The organism is Veillonella sp. T14073-2 (assembly GCF_002959875.1).
GTDB classification, from domain to species: Bacteria; Bacillota; Negativicutes; order Veillonellales; family Veillonellaceae; genus Veillonella; species Veillonella infantium.
Map to the genome: position 1 here is coordinate 84,095 of NZ_PPDC01000007.1, position 23,649 is coordinate 107,743.

Annotated in this window: 20 protein-coding genes; all 20 read right to left on the reverse strand. The window is 36.7% G+C overall.

Annotation, left to right across the window (positions count from 1 at the left end; genetic code table 11):
- Window positions 1-120 precede the first annotated feature (120 nt).
- Window positions 121-1,341: a hypothetical protein gene (locus tag VCHSUH04_RS07895; RefSeq protein ID WP_105086092.1), complete on the reverse strand. Its 1,221-nt coding sequence runs from the start codon at window positions 1,339-1,341 to the stop codon at window positions 121-123.
- An 87-nt stretch (window positions 1,342-1,428) separates the two neighbouring features.
- Window positions 1,429-2,616, reverse strand: a complete 1,188-nt coding sequence (locus VCHSUH04_RS07900; protein ID WP_233188339.1) for a YadA-like family protein — start codon at window positions 2,614-2,616, stop codon at window positions 1,429-1,431.
- Window positions 2,617-2,888: 272 nt separating this feature from the next.
- Complete coding sequence (gene dcuC / locus VCHSUH04_RS07905; RefSeq protein WP_105086093.1) at window positions 2,889-4,250, reverse strand: C4-dicarboxylate transporter DcuC; 1,362 nt, start codon at window positions 4,248-4,250, stop codon at window positions 2,889-2,891.
- 29 nt (window positions 4,251-4,279) lie between these two features.
- The gene (locus VCHSUH04_RS07910; RefSeq protein ID WP_105086094.1) at window positions 4,280-5,440 is read right to left on the reverse strand and encodes a M20 family metallopeptidase; all 1,161 of its coding nucleotides are present in this window, start codon (window positions 5,438-5,440) and stop codon (window positions 4,280-4,282) included.
- 103 nt (window positions 5,441-5,543) lie between these two features.
- Window positions 5,544-6,236 (reverse strand): IclR family transcriptional regulator, encoded by a 693-nt coding sequence (locus VCHSUH04_RS07915; protein WP_105086095.1) that lies wholly within the window; start codon window positions 6,234-6,236, stop codon window positions 5,544-5,546.
- 261 nt (window positions 6,237-6,497) lie between these two features.
- Window positions 6,498-7,541, reverse strand: coding sequence for a hypothetical protein (locus VCHSUH04_RS07920; RefSeq protein WP_105086096.1), 1,044 nt, complete (start codon window positions 7,539-7,541; stop codon window positions 6,498-6,500).
- Between the two features lie 419 nt (window positions 7,542-7,960).
- Window positions 7,961-9,643 (reverse strand): DUF262 domain-containing protein, encoded by a 1,683-nt coding sequence (locus VCHSUH04_RS07925; protein ID WP_105086097.1) that lies wholly within the window; start codon window positions 9,641-9,643, stop codon window positions 7,961-7,963.
- 131 nt (window positions 9,644-9,774) lie between these two features.
- On the reverse strand, window positions 9,775-10,611 hold the full coding sequence (locus tag VCHSUH04_RS07930) for a DUF6339 family protein (protein WP_105086098.1): 837 nt from the start codon (window positions 10,609-10,611) through the stop codon (window positions 9,775-9,777).
- Window positions 10,604-11,452, reverse strand: a complete 849-nt coding sequence (locus tag VCHSUH04_RS07935) for a hypothetical protein (RefSeq protein ID WP_105086099.1) — start codon at window positions 11,450-11,452, stop codon at window positions 10,604-10,606. The genes VCHSUH04_RS07930 and VCHSUH04_RS07935 overlap by 8 nt, the downstream gene beginning before the upstream one ends.
- Window positions 11,436-13,424: a hypothetical protein gene (locus VCHSUH04_RS07940; RefSeq protein ID WP_105086100.1), complete on the reverse strand. Its 1,989-nt coding sequence runs from the start codon at window positions 13,422-13,424 to the stop codon at window positions 11,436-11,438. The genes VCHSUH04_RS07935 and VCHSUH04_RS07940 overlap by 17 nt, the downstream gene beginning before the upstream one ends.
- A gap of 149 nt (window positions 13,425-13,573) precedes the next feature.
- On the reverse strand, window positions 13,574-14,065 hold the full coding sequence (locus VCHSUH04_RS07945; protein ID WP_105086101.1) for a hypothetical protein: 492 nt from the start codon (window positions 14,063-14,065) through the stop codon (window positions 13,574-13,576).
- Window positions 14,066-14,105: 40 nt separating this feature from the next.
- The gene (gene hxsC, locus VCHSUH04_RS07950; RefSeq protein ID WP_105086102.1) at window positions 14,106-15,137 is read right to left on the reverse strand and encodes a His-Xaa-Ser system radical SAM maturase HxsC; all 1,032 of its coding nucleotides are present in this window, start codon (window positions 15,135-15,137) and stop codon (window positions 14,106-14,108) included.
- An 8-nt stretch (window positions 15,138-15,145) separates the two neighbouring features.
- A complete protein-coding gene (hxsB, locus tag VCHSUH04_RS07955) occupies window positions 15,146-16,582 on the reverse strand; it encodes a His-Xaa-Ser system radical SAM maturase HxsB (RefSeq protein ID WP_105086103.1) in 1,437 nt (478 codons plus the stop codon).
- Window positions 16,582-16,911 (reverse strand): His-Xaa-Ser system protein HsxD, encoded by a 330-nt coding sequence (locus VCHSUH04_RS07960; RefSeq protein WP_105086104.1) that lies wholly within the window; start codon window positions 16,909-16,911, stop codon window positions 16,582-16,584. The genes hxsB and VCHSUH04_RS07960 overlap by 1 nt, the downstream gene beginning before the upstream one ends.
- Window position 16,912: 1 nt before the next feature.
- Window positions 16,913-17,659 (reverse strand): peptidoglycan-binding protein, encoded by a 747-nt coding sequence (locus VCHSUH04_RS07965; protein WP_105086105.1) that lies wholly within the window; start codon window positions 17,657-17,659, stop codon window positions 16,913-16,915.
- 35 nt (window positions 17,660-17,694) lie between these two features.
- Window positions 17,695-18,162, reverse strand: coding sequence for a DUF4236 domain-containing protein (locus VCHSUH04_RS07970; RefSeq protein WP_105086106.1), 468 nt, complete (start codon window positions 18,160-18,162; stop codon window positions 17,695-17,697).
- 389 nt (window positions 18,163-18,551) lie between these two features.
- Window positions 18,552-19,160 carry a hypothetical protein gene (locus VCHSUH04_RS07975; protein ID WP_105086107.1) on the reverse strand — a complete coding sequence of 203 codons (609 nt, stop codon included), beginning with the start codon at window positions 19,158-19,160 and terminating at the stop codon, window positions 18,552-18,554.
- A 395-nt stretch (window positions 19,161-19,555) separates the two neighbouring features.
- Window positions 19,556-20,461: a sigma-70 family RNA polymerase sigma factor gene (locus VCHSUH04_RS07980; RefSeq protein WP_105086108.1), complete on the reverse strand. Its 906-nt coding sequence runs from the start codon at window positions 20,459-20,461 to the stop codon at window positions 19,556-19,558.
- Between the two features lie 224 nt (window positions 20,462-20,685).
- Window positions 20,686-21,750, reverse strand: coding sequence for an ATP-binding protein (locus VCHSUH04_RS07985; RefSeq protein ID WP_105086109.1), 1,065 nt, complete (start codon window positions 21,748-21,750; stop codon window positions 20,686-20,688).
- 369 nt (window positions 21,751-22,119) lie between these two features.
- A complete protein-coding gene (locus tag VCHSUH04_RS07990; RefSeq protein ID WP_105086110.1) occupies window positions 22,120-23,268 on the reverse strand; it encodes a glycoside hydrolase family 3 N-terminal domain-containing protein in 1,149 nt (382 codons plus the stop codon).
- Between the last annotated feature and the right edge of the window lie 381 nt (window positions 23,269-23,649).

Below are 23,649 nucleotides of genomic sequence, written 5' to 3' on the forward strand. Positions count from 1 at the left end.
TTTCAGTTATCTAGTTACACTAGGCAACGGAGGGCTATTTGTCTTTTCCAAGATAAATAAGCGCTACTAATGCCCCAAAGGCCAGCCCATAAAGACCGTACCAAAAGTATGGTCTTTTTCTTATTTCTTTAATCTCTTATTCCTAGCTTGTCTTAGTTGCTTCGCATTTCCAAAGTCTAAATATTCCATTATATTGCGTAGTTCAATATGGCTATACTTATTTTTACCATCTTCATAGGTAAGGAAAATATAATATTCATATTTATCATCTTTTATCAGTTGGTAAATACGAGATTTCTTACCTGGATTATATTGATCTAGAAGATAAGAAGGAACGCCATTATTCCATATTAAAGCTGCTTGAAGAGGTCTATCATTTAATAATGTTGGATTCTTTTTATAGAAAAAGTGGTTTAAAACAGTCTTAGTATATAGTTGTATCGACTCTCCCTTATCAACTAAAGGGCTCCGTGCAACAACGAGTTTCATACCATCCCCAACATACACGCGACCTTGAAAATCATCGCTTTTATCTACAATATCTAAAGTCATCCCCTTAGGTAATCGATAAGTCAGATTATCCCATGTAATAGCATCACTAATATTATCTAAGTTCTCTAATGGTTGAAGAGAAGGGATTACAAAATTAGCCATTGTAGCCTCTAGATTTTTTGTAATAGGTTGATTCTTATTACCTAGGATTGCCATGTACGTCTGATTTGGGTATTTATCAAAAGTAACGGCAGCATACATTATAGGTAGATTTCCATTCGCATATTGCTCTCTTATTCCCCAATAGCCTTTACTAATGCCCGGATAGATAAATTCCCCTTTACGTTGGGCATTTTTATTAAATCCTGAGTCTTCAACTCGTTCATTAGTACCTACTAGACCAGCAGTAACACTATGTTCAAAAACATAGGAGCCTTTCCCCTTTTTATTCAAGTCCTCAAAATAACTTTCTACCACTGAAATAGGCAATGTCACTTTAGCCTTATAGTCACCTTCGTGTAATAAAATTGCGGTGGATTCATGCATAATTAAATCCAAATACTTTGCATAGGCTTTTTTTAATTGCTCTGCTTGCTCTACAGTACCTTTCTTCTCAAGAACCTCCCCATCAATTTTATTATTATAATCTTCTAATTTCTTAATGTAATCAGCAGTGAGAATATTACGAGTCTTATCATAACGATAGTTCTGATATGCATTATCCGGAATACTTGCATCAGCCCCTGGCACAGGCGGCTGTCCTTCAGGCACAGTATATTGCGCCGCATCAATAGGCATGGTGAAAGCGACTGCCATAGCCAAACTTAACAAAATACTTTTTAGTTTCATACAACACCTCTCAAACAATAATAGGCACGTTCTCTCATTAGCATTAGTATAAGTATACTATATCCTCGAGAACGTGCCTATTTATGCTTATTGTAATTTTTGTAACGCTGCTTTAATTTCATTCACTTCAGCCCGTAGTTCATCATTGTCTGCGCGCAGTGATGCATTATCGGCTTGTAGGTCTTTGATTTGTTTCGCCATTTCAAAGCGGCTTGTTTTGAGTGTCGGATCTTGTTCGCCCACTTTGAAAGAAGCACCGATGTTAAACATGCTTTCACCACCAACGGTAACGCCAGCGTGAACCATGGAGTTTTCGTTCGGCTGATAGGATGCACCGATAGCGCCAACATTTGAGTGTTTATAGTGGCCCAAGCTAGTGGCAAAGGACCATTTATCGTTTGGATTGTAGTCCAAATAATGAAGCCCCGCTAGTGCCGCAGAGGCAGCTCCAACCTTTGCCACCTGACGATCCGTATAGGACTTGGCGTTATTGAGCACCTTGTCACCAATGTTAACTGTGTTATTTTCGAGCGTAGAAATACGATTCGTATTATTGTCCACCTGCGTTTTCACTTCGTGCAACTGACTACCGTTGATAGCGTCAGTAGACGTCTTGGATACATTGCCTTTAGACACATTTACAATCTTATTGTTCCCATTATCAAGGCCTTTGTCAGTAAGAGACACAGTTTTCTCATTGTCATGGTCCCCATCAGTAGTCGTGATTGTTACCCCTTTATAACCATAATTCGTATTGTATTCAATGCTCTCGTCATTATCAAAGTGCAGAATCTTCGTACCATCTGTGCTGAGCTCGGATTTATCACCACTTTGTGTATTGGTCATGGTGAAAGTTTTAGGCTCCATTTGCGCCATGTATTTATTTTCTTTTCGGTCTAGAATGGCCAAGCCATAATCCTTTTCCCAAACGAGCTCATGAGTGCCGTTATACATATCAAAGTGACCTGCCCCGAAATGCGCATGACGATCATCAGGATGGCCCGCATTTGCTTCTACCGTATCACTAATAGATATACCATCAGATTCAATGCGAATACCGTGGTTAATATCCCCACCAGTACCTATAAACGTGCCCTGATATGTAGGATAATTCGTCGTAGAAATCTCATAATTCGTAGAACCATCCGCATTCGTACTCCTATTAACTAACAAATTCTCACTATTCGTGGAAACAGTAGAATCTGCATAGACCGTTAAACCATTTGCACACAATACAGACATAATCCCAGCTAATACTAACAACTTCTTATTCATGATTATTCCCCTTGAATTCATAGTAAAATCTTAGCCATACAACCCCTTATAGTATGGTCTAACTAACTATAAATATATAAAAAACAATAATAACCTAAAATTGCACAATATATTATAATTATAAGTCTAACTTATGCTCATTACAATGATTAATTTTCATCATTTATTCATTTTAATCAAAAAATACTCTTTCAACTATCAATAAAGGCTCTACCAATTAAGGTAAAGCCTTTAGCTATTATTTTATTTTTTTGTGAATTGCTAGCTTCAAATTAGTGAATAATCCAGATCGCAATTGTACTTGTAATGAAAGTAACAATTACAGGTACGCTTGTACGTTTTACGAGGTCAAAGCTGGAGATGTTTGCGATACCAGCTACGGCGATCATAACAGCACTAATTGGGCTGAGTAGACGTCCTACGCTAGCTGCGTTTTGCATGCCTAGAAGGATTGTTGTAGCATTACCACCAAGGTCAGCTGCAAAGTTTGGAACTAGTGGAGCAAAGGCGAACATAGACGCAACGCCAGAGCCCATTACGATACTTAAACCAGTGATAATACCAGATACGATAACGCCTACTACGTCAGCGGAGATTGCAAGGCCTTGGATAGCGGCAACGAATTCTTTTACGATGCCTAAAGAAGTCAAACCGAATGCGAATGTTTCACCAGCAACGATCAATGTTACAGTGTTTGCAAATTGGTCGCCCATGCCTTTGAAGAAGGTTTGGATGCTAGCCGCCATTTTACGGAAGTCACGATGACGGATGAGTTCACAACCCATAGCGATGAACAAGCTAAGGAACATCGCAAGGTTTACGTTCATCTTAACGCCTTGAATAGCATAGTCGCTGAAGCCAAGAATAAAGATTAATGGTAACAATGGTAAGAAAATATAAGGTAATGGACCGACTTCAAGATCATCCGTTTTATGCTCTTCTACATATTCTGCAGGGATGTGGCCAGATTTTTTATCCATATATTTTTGCCAGATAAAGTGAGCAATAGCCGCCATCAAGCCACAGATAATATAGACTTTCAACTGATACCCTACAAAGTATTCATGAACTGGCATGTTTACTGTTTTAGATACGAGCAATGTAGTAGCAGAGGCAGGACCGATGTCGAGCAAGTGGCCTGTAGCAACAGCCGCCGCAGCACCGACTGGGCTAACGCCTAAGCGCACAAGGATTGGGAAGATTGTTACCATCATGAGCATCGCAAGGCCAGAAGCACTTGGGATTACTAAAGACATGAACATATTGAGGATAAATGTAAGCGCCATTACTAGGTACGCAGATTTCATCTTACCAAGTGGTTTAATAGCTGTTACAACGAGGCGAGAGCTAGCCCCGATGTGGTCCATGTACTTGGCGAAACCAGTACAAGTCATGATCATGAGACCAAGGTTTGCTGCATCTTTAGCAGTGGTAATGTTAATGAATTCAAATGCATCAAAGAAAAGAACCCCTGTGGACTTCTTCGCTTCTACAAAAGATGTTGTATAGCCTAACAAGTACGCGGCAAACATCATAATAAGACCGCCTAACAACAATACGGTTTGCGCTTTAAACTTCTTAATAACAAGCGTCCCCGTTATGGTGATAACCAATAAACAAACTAACAAATTCATACATGTTCCCTCCATTTACAACACAATACTTAGAAGTTTTCCTTCGCTCGTTTGAAATCTTCTTTGATTTTTTCTAACAAGCCTGGTGTTTCAAGGATTTCCTCAACAGATAAAGCAATGCCCTTCGCGCCATACATGATAGCGTCCTCAGCGAGCTGGCTTTTACCATTGTCTAACCATTCCTGAGAATGACTCGTTACGCCCTTGCCTACGAATTTTACCCGCAAACAAGCACCTGGCACGCGGAACGTCACGCTAGAGAAATCGGTGGATCCCGTCACCTTGCGAGGCTCAGAAATCTCTGGGGCCCCTATTTTTTCTGCATTTTTTAAAAGTATATCGTTCAAGGTTTGTACATTGACTTTGTTGTCGTACGCCTTAACCTCTTCCCATTCCATAGTAGCGCCTACCTGTAAGGCCGCCCCTTGAGCCACGTCTTTCACACGAGCCACAACCTCGTCGAGACGAATGCGACTGGAAGAACGAATATACCATTGAGTGCACGCATAATCCGGAACGATGTTCGCTGCCTTGCCGCCATCAGTGATGATACCGTGCATGCGAACCTCAGTCGGCACGTGCTCGCGCAAGTACTCCATGCCGTTAAAGAACAACAACACCGCATCAAGAGCGCTGATGCCCTTCTCTGGAGCAATTGCCGCGTGAGCAGACTTGCCGTGGAACTTGATATTCACGAGATTCAATGCCAAAGACTTGCCGTCTACCGTCGTCGTATCGCTGCCGTGCATCATGAAAGCAAGGTCTAAATCGTCAAACACGCCTTCCCGAGCCATAACGAGCTTGCCGCTCGCTGTTTCCTCTGCAGGCGTACCGTAGACAACTAGCGTACAAGGCGCCTTTAACGTACGTTTCAAAGCTATGGCCGCCGTACAGATAGATGGACCTTGTAAATTGTGACCACACGCATGGCCTAAGCCTTCAAGAGCATCGTACTCGCAAAGTAAACCGATCTTAGGGCCGCCACCGTTTACGTGATACAGCGCTCTAAAGGCAGTCTTAAGACCACTTACCTCACGGTCTACGGTGAAACCTTCCTTCTCCAATAAATTCGTCAACAACTCATGGGCTTGAAACTCTTCGTTCCCCAGCTCAGGATGATCGAAAATGAAATCGTTCAACTCCTTCATGGGCTGTCTTAATGATTCAATCTCTTGTAAAAGCTGACTCATTTCTACCTCCTACATACAAACTATAAAACCTAACTTTATCTTCTATATACCTTTATGTTCCATATAATGGAACGCCATTCCATAAAATGGGTAAAAAATAAAATTATAAGGTCGCTCCCATTTGTTTAGAAATGGTTTGACCTAATGTCATCATGACAGATAGATACTCGTTGACGCGCTCTTCCGTGTAGTCCCCTATTGGACCAGAGATGGTCATCACCGCCTCTAGCTTATTGCCAAAAGAGAAGATAGGCACTGCTATCGATGCCGCATCAGGCACTCGATTGCCTCGTGTTACCACATAGCCATCATGACGAATTTGGGAGCTTTCACTAGCACTCATATCAGTATCCTTGAGGTCCCCTAGATAGGCTCCAAAAATCTTGCCCGCCGCCCCTTTAAAGATAGGGTACACCGTACCGATCTTGATGTCGTTACGCAAGGGCTTATCCGCCGCAACGCGCTCGATACAGATGCGATAATCGCCCTGCGCCAAGAACAAATTCACGGACTGCTGCAACTGATCGCGGATAGCCACCATGTATGGCTGCGCAATGGCACGCACATCCAAAGACGTAAGGAAAGACTTTGCCATAGGCAAAACGCCCCAAGACAACTGATACTTCTTGTCTCGATTGAACTCAACCCAATGATGCGCCTCAAAGGTCTTGAGTAACCGATGGACCGTCGTCTTCGGCAACGCTGTTGCATTCGCCAACTCAGTCACACCAAGAGGGCCCTCCTCTAACAACCTGAGTATCTCAATACCACGCTCTATTGATTGAACCATATTCATTTCCAAAGAAACATACTAGCACATTGTGGGCTAATACATTTCACTATTCTATTAAAACTAATAACAATATATATAATTTGTTCGATTATACATAATACCTCTGAATGGATATTGTGCAATTAACTCATTATAAATATAACAATAACACATTCATGAAAATTTTAAAAATAACTAAGATGCATAGGTAAAACTAATGCTCCAATACATATCTACGGTATGTATTGGAGCTACCTTCAAGCAAAAATATATCGCCATAAATATTTATTTTATCTGTCCAAGTATCATCGCCCCGCCCATTCTAGTGAACATATTAGGTCGATGATAGTGAAAGTTCGTATCTAATTGTATTTGTAGGATTGCTTTATATGACTTAGTAAATATCGCTTCATAAGACTCTCGAGAGAATACTCCACAACTTTTCAATATGCTCATATCACGTCTCAATTCATAGAAGTTTCCTTCTGGTGTTACATATAGTAGTGGTTTCCTATCCCTGTCATCAACCAACAACTGTAATACATCAAGTACTAGCTTTAACTTACAATGACGGACATAAAGAACGTAATATAATCCGCTATCATTCGAGGAAAAATAATGATGAACCTTATCATAGGGCACATCAAGAAAAGCAAGATACTGCTGCATTGTACGCCCTTCTACCTGATGATTGATGGCTGGAACGAAGAGAATATAATCTGCGCCTAAATGATTAGATAGCTGTCCAAAGACCTCTAGATTGCTACGGTCACAATAAGGTACGCAAACTTGACGATACTCATCTGCTATGGACTGACACACATATACCGCATCTGTACGTTGCGAACCATCTAATAACATCTTTCCATACGTTTCTATATGCTCAGCTTGAAACGAGCCTAATGTAATATGTCCAGTAATCCGATTGTTCTCATAATTCCAGATTTTAGCCTCGCCCTTTAAAGAAATAAACAAGACCTGTTGAGCACCATATTGCTGCACATACCACGCCGCTACCTCTTGCAAGTCCTCTAATCTATCAGGATTCCAACAGATGAGCTCCATACCAAAAACTTCATCTCCAACTAGCCCCTGAATACGATAACGCTTCCAATCACGGCCTGTCGTGTAAGAGTAAGGCAAACCTAGCACCGCTTGATTGTTAGCACCTAATCGACATATCTTTTGACTATTAATAGCTAAATGATTAGTTCGCTCCTCCGCATCACTCCCTTGCTTTACGCACTGGCTAGGCACAACTATCATGATTTGCTTACCTATATACGACTGAACAATACTATTAAGCTGAGATCTAACTAAGACGTCCATATTTGCCACCTCACTCAACACAAACTAGGATAAACGACAACTCTACACCTATACTATAACAAGAGAGATGGGGCAAATGTTACGCATGTAAAATCCGAAATTTTAATTTTAATATAAAAATACCGCTTAGCCTTTAAGCTAAGCGGTATAAAACTCTATGGAAAAAGCATAAGTAAATTTTAAAACAACTTTACTTTAAAATAATCCAGGTACAACAAGTTCACCTGTAACTTTATTGTACTCTAACGACTCGAGGAAGGTTCTCTAAGAATTTCTGTGAATTAGAAATTTAATCAATACCATAACCTTAAGTTTAAAAGGTATATATTTTCGTGGAATGACTCTACACGAACTTATCAATAACGTTAACTATATTTTTATTTTGTTTTACTATAATTCCATGTAGAATCAATATTTAATTAAAATACTGTTTGCTCATATTCTAAAGTAAAATCCTTCTGAAGATCACTAATAGTGTTTGCTATCCGATCCGTTCTAGACTCTATTTCAGCTTGAGCCCACGAGCTATGACTATTCCCTAGCTCATTAACAACTTTAATCTTAGATTTCGCATACTCTTTTCGCTTTTCTATAAAGAAATTATTACTTGCACGAATATTGAGTTTAGATTCAAGAGGGATTTTATTACCTATCATTTCGATATAGTTCTCTATACTACTATTAAAATATTGAGAGTCATACTTCTTAGGAAAAATATGCTCGATATGCCATTTTTCTGGCAAAAGTTCATCTTGCTTACGATAAACTAATAACTTTAAAATTAATGAAACTGCATTGTTAGGTAAGTCCTTATAACGGGCTTTTACATCAGACATATTAACTTTAAATTCAAACTTAGGTTTTGCGTCATGAATAATACTTGAATTTAACTTCAATATAGCTGGCTTAATCGCATTAGCTGTTGGTGTTAGTATATAAGGCATTATTGCATCTACCGATAGTTTTTTCAAAAATACTTTGAATTTATTAACAAAATCTATATCCTTATGATATTTCAAATAGAAAATTACAACTGGATATTTCCAAAAATCATTAGGATATGAACGTAATACATCTATAAATTTTTTTATCTCTTTATTATTAGCCCATACAATAGATTGATTAGGCCCCTTTAAGGCAGACCAAAACTCACCGATCAATTTAAGTTCATCCATAATAACTGGCGACTTAATAGCCTTAAACTTATTCTGTCCTAAATACTTCCTTAAACCAGGTGTAGTTGTCTTTTTATCATCATCTTTAGCTCTTAAGTAAAACATATAATAATAGAATAGATTTTGAATATTTTCTCCCCCTTGATCAGCTAACTCAATTAAATTTTGCCAATTAGTGATAAAATGACTTCTCGCTTGACTAGGTAAATTATTATACATTTGCGCCTTAAAAATATCTACATCAGAAAGAGCTAAACCTCGGTCATTCAGTGTAGAAAATATCGTTAATGCTGTATCTTGAGAGTTTGCTTTTATTGGCAATAATATACATCCATCTAATAATGCCACTATAAAGTTGAAAATTTTAAAAGGCTCTTGCGTAGACTTACCTTCTATTTTTTGTAAAAAATAATTATAATTCTTGCTATAATTATCCTTATTACCATCAATAGTGATTCCTGTTATTAGTATATCTTGAAGTATCTGATTTCCTAAATTATTAATTACATTTGATTTTAATAATACACTCTTAGTATCTGCTTCACCAGTTAAAGGGTCTGTTGTCCAAATTAAAGAGCTTACACGACTCGTTAAAAATGTAACTTCTTTTCCAGAAGACATAGATTCTAACTTATGTAAGATAGCTCTCAATAAAAGAAATAATGTAGTGATACGTTGTTGCCCATCTATGATTTCTTGATTACCAGATTCATTATCAAATGAAACTACACTTCCCAAAAAATAATTATCATTCATATTGTTATTATAATTTAAAGAATAGTCCCAAATATCTTCAAACAAAGTATCTACCTGTTCCTCTTCCCATGCATATGGTCTTTGATATTCTGGAATAAGAAATGGCTTTTTTTTAGCGCTCTCAAAGAGCTCAGTTACACTTTGTTTATTAACCTGAATAGATGTTGACATATATACTCCTCCAATCAAATATTAATACTAAAACCCTTAGCAAATTTTTATCTCTGTCCTTAATATAAACAAGTTAACGCTAAATCTCATCAACGGTAAAAATTTTTTACTCCACCTATATCTTTATTAAATTAGAATATAGAGTTATTTGCTACTAATAAATTATTACTAGATTTAATATTGATATTAAATGTAATCTTTTGTGAATTAGGAAGGTTTTTAATTAGAATGGCTTTAACTTCTTCACGGGTGAGAGTGTCTAAAATTCTAACACCGCCGACCTCGTTTAAGATTTTACCAGCTTCAGAATAAGGGTACCGGTTTACAACCATACCCTTTTCTTCTACAAGAACTTTTACGGCTTCCAAAATACCTAATGCAATTTCTTTATTAGAAATAATATTACTAGATAAAAGAGCTACCGCATTACCACGATATGGAGTAGACACAAAAAAGTCTATTAAATGATATGGAGCCTCTATATTTTGATCATCTCTAAAGTAATATGCCAACCACCATAAAATCGCAAGATTATGTATAGCTAAAGATCGTTTTGCACCATTAACAAAAATAGTACGTGACTTCAAACTAGATTCTTCACGCTTTTTCTTATCAGGATTAGCAATTTGGCTATTAAAAATTCCAATCTGATAATCGAGATAATCTGTATGGGCTAATGCAACCCAAATTTTCTCCATTTCAGCTTGAACTGGAGTTAATACCTTAAGGCTTTCCCATACACGTCTAATATTACGTCTTACAATGTCCGCATCATATTCCTTAGGTTCAACCTCCAATGGTTCATACTCGTACTCGATACTTGTCTCTATAACATGATTAGGATCAGAAAAAATAGCTTTTAATTTATCTATATCATTACTTTTATAAAGGTGCGCATACTTTACAAGGAATTCATTTTTAAACTCTTTTAGAAATTCATCCGTTACATATTTAATATATCTAGTCATTTACTTCATCTCCAGCAAACTTATCATGCACACTTTTGATCAACGGACAATTCAACAACCGCTGAGCTATAGCTAATGTACTTTCATTATTTAGATTAATTCCTTCTTGCGTTAATAGGGCATCTATAGATTGATACCAATCCAAATCTTCTGATACATTCTTATTCTTAATTTCTGATAACACAAAGGTTAATGCAGGAATAAAGAAGAGTGAAATAAAATATTCTTTAGATTGAATGCTATTTCCACAATGTTTATATATAGAAAATACCTCTGTAGGAAGATTTAAAACAATAGTATCTCCGCTCAGCTCTACATTCATATATGGCTCGTTATGAGGTGCTACAGTGAATATAGACTCAGTTCCACTACGACCAGACTCAAGATCTATTACAACTTCTTTAGTAGGTAAAAAAGCTAAAATATCACCTTTTTTTAAATTTGTAACCGCATAGTCTTCATCATAATATAGATCATTGAAGTTAATATTTGAATAGTTATCAATATCCGCATTAGCAATAACCATAGCATTGATTTGTAGCTTTTTACGAATATCCTCTTCAAATATAGTATTTCTTATGAAAGTTTGATCCTCATTATTAATCCATAATTTACGATAACTACTAGCTACACCTTCCACATGAAGTGCATAACGAGCATTACCAGAGTCCACCAATTTTTTTAAGCCTTGATTATCAAGTTTAAAACTAGCGGCAACAGAAATAACACCTGAACTTTCAGGGTTCACATTAATTTGAGCATCAAAACTATTATTATCGAGATAATCATCTAACTCAGGGGTTAAAACAGGATATGGAAATAAATCAGCCTTTAAGTTCATATGTAACCCCTTTCATCTTCACACGCATACGATCTTCGATAGTAAAATCTATAACAAATCGTTTATTGATTTCTAAGTCTTCTACACTAAACTTTTTAGAACCATGTAATTTAACTAGATTTCCACTATTTGAGCTTACTTCTTTTATAGTCTTATTATAGGCAACTCCATTCTCACCAATAGATTGGAAGGAAAAACCTAAGCGATTCTTACGTTTAGTCGTAATACCAATTAATCGGTACATTCCATTGTCAGAATCTACATCAATAATCTTCATCTTTAAATAATCTGGATTATTTACTTCAGTAAATTTAACACTTACACTAGAATCTCCACCATCCACTTCACCTTGTTCGCCTGGCTCATCCTCACCATGACCATATTGGTTATCAGAAGAATTTCCTCCACCTTCACCTTTACGTTCGCTACCGGAACCTGTAGAATCACCATCTCCTAACTCAATTTCAGTCATAATACGGTCTAATGTTTTAGACTCTGAATCCTCATCAGTGACACTCGGCTTAGAGGCTTTCTCTTTAATTGCAACATTACTAACTCGAGAAGTAATACCACTATCTTCAGTCTTATCGGCATCCCCATCTTTAGGTGCCATCATAGGCAACAAATCATTTAAGCCAAAAGCTTTAATAGCTTCTCCATCTTCACTACCAAAACATTCTTCAACTTTTGCTTTATACCAATGATATAAGGCCTTTAAGAAATGCTCCGATTTTTTTCGATTACTATCATCTTCTCGATCTGTACTCCAATTATCATGATTAACATTTTCTAACTTTTTCAAGAAAACGTTTAATTTATGACCTGTAGCATAGAAAACACCTGAGAATGGAATGGACCCATTAATACGATTTCTTTCAAATATAGTCATACCACTTCGTCTAGTTTGAAGAACTCGTCTTGTAGGATGTTCTTCATCTAACACTAAATATAAATTGGCATTATCAGTATCTTCTATGAATGAATACTCTTCTATCCATTCTTCAGGAATAGTAAAGATTTTTTTATGCTCAGATGAAAGCGCTAAATAATAAGAGTACGTATTGTAGAAAGTATTTCTTTCATCCGTAGAAAGATTATATTCACCAATTTTTAAGGTCTCTTTAATAGACTTCAAATAGTCTGATAATGTCAGTTGATTAATTTTTTCATCACCAACAATAACTTCAAGTTTATTATTCTGAAGAGCTACAAGAAAATTATTGAGGACCGCTAAAATAATTTTTTCCTTCCAATTCTCTATCTTCTTTAAACCCATTACAAACAAGTCTGTACCATACTCTTGTCGATTCTGCGTAAATCTCACTGGTACCTCGATATCATTAGACAAACGTCCTCGTGATTGTGTAATATAACTAGCCGTAGATCCATCAAAAGAGACTTTCTCATCATCACGATAAGATACAAAATTGATAACGCCTGCAAATTTATTTCCATCATTAGTAGACTTACTATTATAAAAGACTGTACGCAAATTGGATGCAGCAAATGGTGCTGCCTTACCAATACCTTTACTCCCTGCAGATGTTTCATCGTTTTTTTCAGAATACGCATCACCTTCAATAAGGGAAGCGAAATTCTTATTATTTAAACCTGTTGTATTATAGTCACTAATAACTAGCATATCGATAGGCTCACTAGTTAATACCGACTTAAAGGTCTCTAAATAATGCAATGTATCTGCATTATTCTTCTCTTTCCAAAAACGTTCAGCTTTAGGCAAAATATCATTTATTAATTCATTTTCACCTAAAATTTCTTTTGCCTGAATCGTTTCAAATTTAAACTCAACACGAACAGGCGCATCAAGACCTTTTTGATGCGCATCAATAGAGTTTTGTAAAACCTCACGAGTTAATGACATAGGAATATTATCTAAGAATGTTTCTATCCCTGCACCATTAGACCCGGTAGGTGTAAGACCAAATCCACCCGGGAACTCCCAATATTTCATGAATAACCCCTCACACAACTAATAAAAATACGAGTATAATAAATTAATTATAGTACTTTTTCATATTTTTTTCATCTAAAATAAGTTATAAATAGTTATAAAAATAAGGAGTCTACTTACATACCTTAAGTAGACTCCTTATTTTTATATTACATATTTTGCATAACTAAGTTAAATGCTCTTGCTCGAATTCTTGTAGGCCCAGAATTAACAGTAGTATCAAATGGCATCCAACTATAACCATTATCAGTTGAATAATATACATATTTATCCCCTATATATGGGGGTAATAATATTTTATTTACGCCAATTTCTACACCTGTCATATAAGTTTTATTTTCATCTAGTGGTTTATAATACCATACAGTTCTAACTTGATCGATATCCTTAAAAGATTCAATATCAGTTAATCGATCATAATCAAAACTTGCAGAAACTTCATTAACCGCTAATAGCAACTCCTCTTTTGTATTAGTTTTTAATACTATGGAAGAGGCATCCATATAAATAGCTTTATCCTGCCGCGCATTGATTAATTGGTAACTAGGATTATCAAATAAATTTTGAGGATATATAGCAGCCAAAACATTTGAATAAAGACATACTAACAAAATTAAAACAAAAATTGATTTAATTTTCATAAACTTCACCTAATTTAACAAGGCTTCAATATTTATATCTTTATAAAGGTATAATATGCTCACTTATATTGATAGATGTTTCAAAAATGCCACAGCATTGTTCTTTTACACTACAAGTATTGCAACTAATAGGGTAAGTCTTTTTCCAAGCAGAGATACTATCTCTTGCTAAAAATCGCACACGTTCTGTCAGTAAACACAAAGGTATATTATAAATCGATGTCATCATACCTCGTCTATATAGTGATAATGCCGTAGAATCGAGTATCTCCTTATAGTCAAATGGATCTATCCAAAATTCATTGCTATTTTTCGCTGCATATCCACTGTATTCCATGCCCATAATAGCAACATGTCGTACAAATGGTAAATTCCTAGATATATAATCAGCTAATAATTTAATATTACCTATAGTCTTACTGAATAAAACAGTTCTAATTTCTACTAATTGCCTCATTCTAAATAGGTTAAAAATTCCTTTAATAGTATCAACAAATGCCCCCTTACTACCAACTATGTAGTCATGCTGTTCATAATTTGCTGCATATAAGGGAATACAGAAAAGTAATTTAGAATGACCAATACTCGTAATCTTTTTAACTAGATTCAAGTTTTTAAACGCACGACCGTTAGTCAAAAAAGAAACCGGAGTATCTGGATAAATATCATGAACCCGATTTAGCAACTCAACAACTACATCAGGAAAAACAGTAGGTTCTCCTCCAGTAATACCTATATGCTTTACATTCTCAGGCCTTAATTCTAGTATTTGTAAATTCATATTTAAAAAATGGCCAGAATTATCACAGACTTGAGGACACATTATGCAGGCACTATTACATTGATTTGTAACAAAAAGTGTTAGATCTTGCCAGCTAGTACGATATAAAATAGAAACAATCCCATCGGGCATAATAGAGATAATATCGCCTGACTCATAATTAAGGAAGTCATTTGGCGAAAGTGTTAATTTGAGCCGACCATTATTACAAGTAATTAAGTCATTCTCTATATACACTTTACCTATATAGGGTTGTTCGATATTAATACCTTCAATTTTTGTACTTAACATTATCAACCTCAATAATTAATCCATGACCAAAAGACTTTATTGATCCTATCATCGTTTAAACTTAGTAAATAGAAAATATAGTCTAAAGCACCTTTAGTTTTCTGACAGAAACTACTACTTGGTCTATGCCCTTCAAGAGACCCATTTTCAGCATAATATCGTACAGGATCTGAGCCACAATACAATTGGTATGCACAGGTTGCACATTCAGGTAAGCATTCAACACAAGATGCTTTAACAACCTCTTTAGCAACATCACCTTTGAAGAGCTCATTCCAAGTATTGGCTTTCACATGACCTAAACAGAACCGTTTATCTCCACGTCGTGCTAACATACGCCCTTCGTCTGAGGCATAAACATAGCCGTTATAATCGTAAATAACACCACTTATAATATTGCCACAAGGAGATTGCAAATCGACAAATCCAGTACTAAAAGGTGTCAAAATACGTTCTAACAGTAATGCTGCATAATACTCAATAAAATGATACCCTTCTATATTTTTTTGAATAATATAGTTCAAAACATTCTTATAAGCTTTAAGAAACTCTTCTGTTGAATAGCCTAACGTATTTACATTATCTACAGCATTACCATAAGGATTTAGTGCACGAATAAAAATCCCATGAAAGTCATGCTTAATATATTCATCAACAACAAGAGGCAAACTATTTAAATTAGTCTTACTAACAGTAAGCAATGGTGATGCACCATCTTGACCTAAAACAGATCTAGTCAGAGCTAATTTTTCTTCAAACACCTTATACCCATCAATAGGACCTCGTGGCTTACGATTATAGTTTTGTATCTCCTGATTTCCATCAAGAGATGTCGAGATTGCAATCTTATGACTTTTACAATATTCTAAAATATCTTTAGTAACCAGTGTTAAATTAGTGCAAATAACAAATTCCAAGCGTCTCTTAGCAATCCGGTTTACTATTTCTGCATATTCTACAATATCTTTAATTATAGGCCAGTTTAATAGCGGTTCACCGCCTTGAAATTCTATTTTTATAATCGGTGATGGAGATTCAAAAATCTTATTCACAATATGCTTTGCTGTAGGCCAATCTAAATCTAAGTTATGCTCTTTTTCATTTGCACTACTAGCATGGCAGTACCGACAATTAAAATTACACCGTACTGTTACAACAATCATATGTAATGATGTAAAATCATCTAAATATGCCTTTCTACTCTTTAATTGGTTAGCTAATACATCAAGTTGAATTTCAAGATCGTAATCATCTGCTAAAAACTGTTTATCCTTTAAAGCAAAATAAAAGTCTGATTTTCTATCAATATCGTTATCTAAAATATGATTGAAGTCATCACGATTTATAAATAAATGTTCTCCACCTTGATTAACTAAGACCATTATCCCATTTGATAACTCTGTAAATCCAAATGGTAAATAATGTAATTCAGGAAGTGCTGACACTAGTCTATCCCTCCTGCTTTATCAAAAGCTTTATGATAAATAATTTCTCTAAGTTTACCGAATCTATCATCTAAGTCAATTTGAACCTGCTTTTTTAATGCTTCATTACAAAAGTCACCTAATAACTTTTCCAACTTGTCTTTATCAGCCTCTAATTTTAACTTAAACCAAACACCAACAGTATCAAAGTCTACTTCATCAACTTTAATATGGCACTGATCTGTAAACATATTCGCTGCATACATAACAGCTTTAGGTTCATAAAACTCTTTCTTCAATTCAACAAAATAAATGAAATCATTTTCTTTTCTAATAAAATAATTTGCCATACTAAACACCCAAGGCTTGTTTCATTTTTAAATATATACGACCATTTTGTGGTAATCCATGTCTAGCTTGGAAATCATATATAGCTGCAACAACATCTTGTGTACGACCACTACCAGATGAGAACTTATAACCATGTCGTTGTAATCCAGCCCGAACAATATTAATATTAGTACTATTTAAATATGCCTCTGTTTGCCAATCCACAATACCAGATACAGGTAACCCATATTCTATTTGGAAATTCTTAATAGCTTGAACAGTATTAGGCCCTTTTTGACCATCTACAATTCCAACAGAATACCCTAAATCATTAAGTTGTTTTTGTATATCTGCAATTGGGAGAACATCTGTAGGTTGTGCAGGTGCAACATAGCCTTCATCTGAAGAACTTGAGGAACCACTCGAATATCCACCAGAATATCCTCCACGACCATAAGAACTAGAGTAGTGAGAATAATGAGATCTATGGGAAGAATGAGATCTATGACTATAATGTGCCATTTCTACTAAATCATTAGAAAAAATACCATCAATACTATTAAATATTTGTTTTTGAGGTAAGCTGTCTTTAGACTTAAACGTAGTACCCTTAAACTTATTGAGATTAACTGCACCAGTATGATCCAGAGTTTGCAAGTCATCAGAATAAGGTGCCCAAGCTTGCGCAGCAGTAGGTAAGCCCAATTGCGCTAATACCCAAGAACTAACCGTAACAAATGTTAACCATGCTCTCTTAGACTTTTTCATAATAACCCTCACTTTTTATAACTATGACTATATAATCAACTTAAAAGCCTATAAATAACAAAAACTATAAAAATAATGATTAAACAACCACATCCAGTCTCACCTTTACTAGGATTTTCCGCAGTGTTTGAATCCATATTCCCTTGTTTTACATCTTTTTGACTAGAATTTTCAGATGTATCAGCTTCTGTTTTACTATATAAAGATAATAAATTAAAACTACACTTAGGACAGTTTACCCAAGCTTTTCTCATATTATGACCACAGTTAGGACAGACACGTGTATAAGGAATTCCATTAGCAATGGAACTCTCATTAAACTTTTGGTATGAAGTATATGAAAGACCACTACCTGGAAGACCTATAGTATTCCGAACACCTGATCCATTTATTGTCGTATGGATTCCTCTACGACCAATAGTAAGACTTGTACTTTTCTTATTAAGATTGATTTTAATTCCTGGTGCAATCTTTATGGATCGTCTAAATCTAAAAAAGCCCACACTAAAAACCCCTGACTACAAACAACTACAAAACACCTTCACAGTTTTTTCATTATTAATTATATTATCGGTTTTTTGATGTCAAAATTCAATTAATTCATTATAAATACCTTTAATAATCATTAAATATGCATAGATAATTAATGAATAGCTATTAATTAACAGGATAATAATAGATTTTAAGATTGATAACTACAAAAGAACCACCCCTATCAGGGGTGGTTCTTTTTGGAATATATTTAAGTGTTTGAGGCGTATTATGTATTTCTGATCACCTTATTTTTTGTCTTCCCTATTATATTTTTCTCCCTATAGTTTCTCCTCTCTTTCTCTCCCCCTACTAGTTTATTTCTTCCCTAGCGTTCTGGTTCGTCTCTCCCCCTAGTGTTTTATCTCGTTAGGTCTCTCCAGGCGATAAATAGTTCGGCCACGACTTGTGGGTTTTGGCTGAGTTTGATGCGGGCTAGCATTTTGCGCACGTAGTTGCAGTGTTCTAGCATGGCTTCGTTCAGTTTGTGTTTGACATGACGCGGGGATTGGTACACCAAAATCGGTGCGAAGTTCCCCACGTGAATATAGCTCGTATCAGGTTCCGGACCTTCCGTAACGATATATTCATAGGGTATAGCCACGTTAAAGAGGCCGTACACCACGTCTTTGCCAATAGGGCGCCGACATTTGATATGGGCAAAGGTTAGATGCGGACCATAGGTCTTAGGCGATGTATAGCTACTACGCCGACCGTCGCTGGTCATAATGTAATTGGGCCTCAGCCCTTCCTGTATCGCCAGCTCCCGCGTAATGGTGCGCATCGGCAGACAGACCAGTTCTTCACGGCCATCTACGAAATAGCACTTCGTACTATCACCACCACCAGGCTCATAAGTAGGAATAAAACAAACAATGTGGTTCTTTGGATTCGTATAGATCAAATCCAAATCCTCTCCCTTAGATAGCCGAGCGGCCATCATATCTGTTAATTCATCATGTGTTATCATAGGAATTCTCTCCACTCTAATTAGGAACATTCCCTTCAACAATACAATGAACACGTGTTCTGTGAAAGCAGATTCGCATGCTTTAATCTGCTGTTGATTTAATTGTATATCACACTGTATAATTTGTAAATATATGCACAAAACTATAGAAATTTATATAAAATTAAAGACTTTAGGATCTTGTAACATTAATATATACCTATATGTGTCATTATTTTCTCATTTAAATTGAGAATTGCATATTTTATGTATATCTATTAATCGCGATTAATGTAATTATGCAAAATCAAGAATATAAATAAGAAATTAAATTAGATTAACACATGGATATTATACTAACTACCCTTATTCGATACATTCTAGAGTGACCTAGTTTAATAGACTTAAAAGTTGGTCTAATGTACTTGTATCTTATTAAAATCTGTAGTCAAGTATCTGCGCAGCTTCCGAAGGGCTCGTTCATGACGTCTTTGGATAGCTTGGCGGCTACAGTTCAGCTCTTCACTGACCGATACCAAGCTTTGGCATTCTCCGTAAACGCGACGCAATAGGTCGCGCTGATTTGGAGACAGTCTGCCTAACGCCCATACAAGACGTGCTCGTAAGCGTTGTTCCTCATCAGCGGTCATGATCATGTCCGCTATATTTTCTCCAGACGAAAAGATATCCATACCAAACGTGACCTCTCCATCTTCGGTGATGCGATCTGGTATATGAATCTCACGATGATTACGTAACCGTTCTCGTTTCCAATACCGCATATAACCATATCTAATGCCAGCTTTCACAAAGCCAGGGAACGGTACAGCCCCTTTCAGATCAAAGCTATAAATCGATTCCAAGAGTATGGCCCATAGATAGCTCTCTAGGTCTTCCCTAAACTCGCGATTCCCGGTCCGATTCGTATAGTGCAAGATGAGTGGTCGATACCTACGACAGAGCTCTATTTGTGCCGCATCATGGCGCAGTTCGTCAACGGACCACGGCTGGTACCCAACTGTCTGAATCCGCATATTGGGATTTTGACAAATAGACACAAGGCTCTTATCTGATAAGGATGTTAATACCTGATGCCCACAAATGAGGGTCTGTAATTTCAACTCCTCCGGCACCTTGTACTTTAGTTCCTTAGAAAGTACTTCGTTAGAAGTTTTTTCCGCAGGTGATAGCTTCTCAGATTGTGCTTTTTTAGATTGTTCTTTTTCAGATACTGATTTTCTAGTAACTAATTTCTCCGATTGTAAGCTTGCAGTTTTAATACAGGTTCGTTGTACTAACGGTTCTTCGTTTGTGTATAACATAAATCCCCTTTCCTGCCATGGCATAGCGCTTATCTACACAATAGCGTGAAAAGGGGATTTTGACAAATTAGCAATTCCTTAGAATTCCGTCATATTCTATTATAATCTAGCATTAATTTCTATCTCTGAAATACCATACTATACACATTAATAGGTAATTGCAGAAAATAAAAATAATCGCTAACAATAAAACAGTACGAATATCTTATATTTAAATTGTCTGATTAGATTGCAATACAGGAGGCTTCCACAAAGTCTTTCAATTGTGGTTTTACATAGGTATGGTACACGTCTGCACCATTGCCACGCACGATGTCGCCCCAGTATTTATACACATAACGGTACCAGAAATGGAACATGCTATTTGTGAAGTGGTAATCTGCGTATTTCGCAGGTCCACGGCTATTCGCTTGGATACGACCTACGAGGCCCATCGCCATCAAGTCATTTAAACGAGATGTAAAGGTGCCGCTTTTAATTTGACTGGCTTGTAAAAGCTCCACGTAGTATGGTCTTTCAAGGGTAGCAAGGCCAGACAGGATAGCGTTAGCACCTGTTATATTTTTCATATCTCTGTGTAAGATATGTTGTGTTTCTTCAAATAGGGCACCTGATACAGAGAAGAACAAATTAATAATATTCGTATCGATGCTTTCACCATTATCAAAGTAATGTACATACGCAGGTAGACCGCCTGTTACGGCAAATACAGTACGCAAGTCATCTTTAGCATAGTGAAGCCCCAAGGATTTCATATCAACCAAAGAGAATGGTTTCACCTCGAAGTATTCTGATACATAAGGGCCTATTAAACTACGCTCACCAATGATACGGCCATCGAGTTGCTCTAATCCATTCGCCATCAAAATAATATTCAAATGGCTCGTTTCTTTATAGGTATCTAACAAATCACGAAAATAAATAGGAAACTGTGGTACAGCCTCTACCAAGGATGGGTAATCATCGATCACCACTGTCTGAGGCGTTTTCACACTATCTTCAAAGAGGCCCTCAAAAGCCTCTTGTAAACTTGTAATCGGTTCAAATTTGCACTGCTCATCGGTAGGAACAAAACGTGCCTCAAGAGCTCGATTCATATCAGCTACATGGATCGCTTCATTAGCTATACGCCCCGCCAAGTATAACGCCTTATGACGTCGTACGAGCTGGGAAGCCACATAAGATTTGCCACTACGATGTGGGCCGTATACAACACACAAACTCATTTGCCCCATCGCAACACGGGACTGGATACTCTCAATAATCTCAGCACGTCCCACAAAATTCATATACTCTCACCTCCAACATTCTATGGAGATTATTATATCATAAATTTAAAACAAATATAAACTTATTTTCATATTATTAACATGACTTTTTATTATGTTAAATTTTTTACTCATAAAATATACTTATTTAATGGTTTGCTTTTTACTCATTTGATTGTGAAATCCCTTATATTTACTGCATTCTTATAAGTCTATCCTCGTCACGCCAACATACAATATTCCGTATATAATCTTTTTCCATACTCAACACATATAAAAAGACGTGCCTACCATAAGGTATAGCACGTCATATGACTCGTATATAATAAGGATATTTATATAGTCATTTTTTATTGTTATAGTTGTTTCTTTATTGTTATACTTGTTTCTTTATTGTTGTATTTGAGTTTGCATCTTCATAAGCAAAATATGCTTAACCGCATCATTGAGTCGGTCATTTGAAATGGTTCCGTTCGCCACCGCTTGCATAAGTGCGCGATGGACTTCATCGATGTGCCCCGTATCCGCATCAAGAAGAACGAGGTCACTGCCTGCTACGATGGAGTTAACTGCAAAGTCTCCTATCTTTTGGTTTGCTTGCAAAGCGCCTACATCGATACGGTCTGTCATGACCACTCCATTATATCCAAGCTCATGTCGTAGCCAGTCCGTTATGATTGCTTTCGAATTACTCGCTAGGTGTTCATTATCGATGGCAGGGATTTGCACATGGCTTATGACGAGCATGTACGTATTCGCTGTCGTCTGTGTAATGAGGCGTTTAAATACGGACACATCGTTGTTGTTCAAATAGGCCTTCGCATCGTTAGCGGTCTCAAAGGATGCATCACCAAGGCTCACTGTTGGGAAGTAGTTATAGCCAAACCACATGTGGTTGATTTGATAACGCTCCGCCATGGCGAGATCCATATACCCTGCCCACGTAGGGTCAGATGTATAGGACACATTCGGCACCCCTAGGTTTGCATTTGGTCCCACGATGAGGTTAAAGCCCATATCCCGCATTTCGATGGCCGATCGAGTCACTAAATTGATGATCCGTTCCATCGGTAGTTGGCCCCAACGATTTGGCTCTGGCAAGCGCAAGAAACTTTCATTCGTACTCAACACCTTATCCCGATTGATGCCGATGTATGGCGTCACCATACTCGCCGTTGTGGCCGTTTGCATGATATCGCTGGTAAAAGCTTTCACTTGATTTTTATTATGTAGATTTTCATTAGTTAGCATAACGCCGCTCACACGGTATTTCCTGATGATGTCCTTTTGGGACTGTCCTACCGTACTGCCATGAAGGCTAATCATCATCAGCTGACCTATCTTGTCCTCTTGAGACATAGCCCCAAGCCAGGTATTCACCTTCTCAGGGACAGGTTTATCTGATTGCATGACAGCCCGATACGATACAGTTCGTACCTCTTCCTGCTCTGCCTGACTCTCATGTTGGCATCCCGCAGTACCGATGGCGGCGACTATCAAGGCCATGCCACATAAGGCACGCCGTAAAAACAAGTTCATCTCTCCACAAAACTCCTTGCTGAACTCTCTTACACATTACTTATCTATATATTATACACTATATAATTCATCTTTTCCTCATATAAAAGCTGATTTTCTATACTAATTTATCATAATAAAGTTATAAAGTAATTGTAAGCATTGATATACGAGGTACTCAATCGTTATGAATCCATAATAAGGATAAACATAAAAATCCTACGAATCGCATGTAAGGTGACACTCAGTAGTCAATATCTACACAAGTATCAAGTCACTCATGACCCGTAGGATTTATGTATGTTCAGTTAGTTACCCATATACCAGTCTAATCACGCCAATGTATAGATGTACGTATCGACTGATTACATTCGAAACGACTCATACTGACCGAATTAGCTA

Bases quoted from the DNA above. Each gene is read 5' to 3' on its own strand.
- VCHSUH04_RS07935 (WP_105086099.1), bottom strand. From the start codon at position 11,452: ATGAACTTAAAGGCTGATTTATTTCCATATCCTGTTTTAACCCCTGAG.
- VCHSUH04_RS07910 (WP_105086094.1), bottom strand. From the start codon at position 5,440: ATGAGTCAGCTTTTACAAGAGATTGAATCATTAAGACAGCCCATGAAG.
- dcuC (WP_105086093.1), bottom strand. From the start codon at position 4,250: ATGAATTTGTTAGTTTGTTTATTGGTTATCACCATAACGGGGACGCTT.
- VCHSUH04_RS07920 (WP_105086096.1), bottom strand. From the start codon at position 7,541: ATGGACGTCTTAGTTAGATCTCAGCTTAATAGTATTGTTCAGTCGTAT.
- VCHSUH04_RS07925 (WP_105086097.1), bottom strand. From the start codon at position 9,643: ATGTCAACATCTATTCAGGTTAATAAACAAAGTGTAACTGAGCTCTTT.
- VCHSUH04_RS07960 (WP_105086104.1), bottom strand. From the start codon at position 16,911: ATGGCAAATTATTTTATTAGAAAAGAAAATGATTTCATTTATTTTGTT.
- VCHSUH04_RS07915 (WP_105086095.1), bottom strand. From the start codon at position 6,236: ATGAATATGGTTCAATCAATAGAGCGTGGTATTGAGATACTCAGGTTG.
- VCHSUH04_RS07945 (WP_105086101.1), bottom strand. From the start codon at position 14,065: ATGAAAATTAAATCAATTTTTGTTTTAATTTTGTTAGTATGTCTTTAT.
- VCHSUH04_RS07930 (WP_105086098.1), bottom strand. From the start codon at position 10,611: ATGACTAGATATATTAAATATGTAACGGATGAATTTCTAAAAGAGTTT.
- VCHSUH04_RS07940 (WP_105086100.1), bottom strand. From the start codon at position 13,424: ATGAAATATTGGGAGTTCCCGGGTGGATTTGGTCTTACACCTACCGGG.
- VCHSUH04_RS07895 (WP_105086092.1), bottom strand. From the start codon at position 1,341: ATGAAACTAAAAAGTATTTTGTTAAGTTTGGCTATGGCAGTCGCTTTC.
- hxsC (WP_105086102.1), bottom strand. From the start codon at position 15,137: ATGTTAAGTACAAAAATTGAAGGTATTAATATCGAACAACCCTATATA.
- VCHSUH04_RS07990 (WP_105086110.1), bottom strand. From the start codon at position 23,268: ATGAACTTGTTTTTACGGCGTGCCTTATGTGGCATGGCCTTGATAGTC.
- VCHSUH04_RS07965 (WP_105086105.1), bottom strand. From the start codon at position 17,659: ATGAAAAAGTCTAAGAGAGCATGGTTAACATTTGTTACGGTTAGTTCT.
- VCHSUH04_RS07900 (WP_233188339.1), bottom strand. From the start codon at position 2,616: ATGAATAAGAAGTTGTTAGTATTAGCTGGGATTATGTCTGTATTGTGT.
- VCHSUH04_RS07975 (WP_105086107.1), bottom strand. From the start codon at position 19,160: ATGATAACACATGATGAATTAACAGATATGATGGCCGCTCGGCTATCT.
- VCHSUH04_RS07985 (WP_105086109.1), bottom strand. From the start codon at position 21,750: ATGAATTTTGTGGGACGTGCTGAGATTATTGAGAGTATCCAGTCCCGT.
- VCHSUH04_RS07980 (WP_105086108.1), bottom strand. From the start codon at position 20,461: ATGTTATACACAAACGAAGAACCGTTAGTACAACGAACCTGTATTAAA.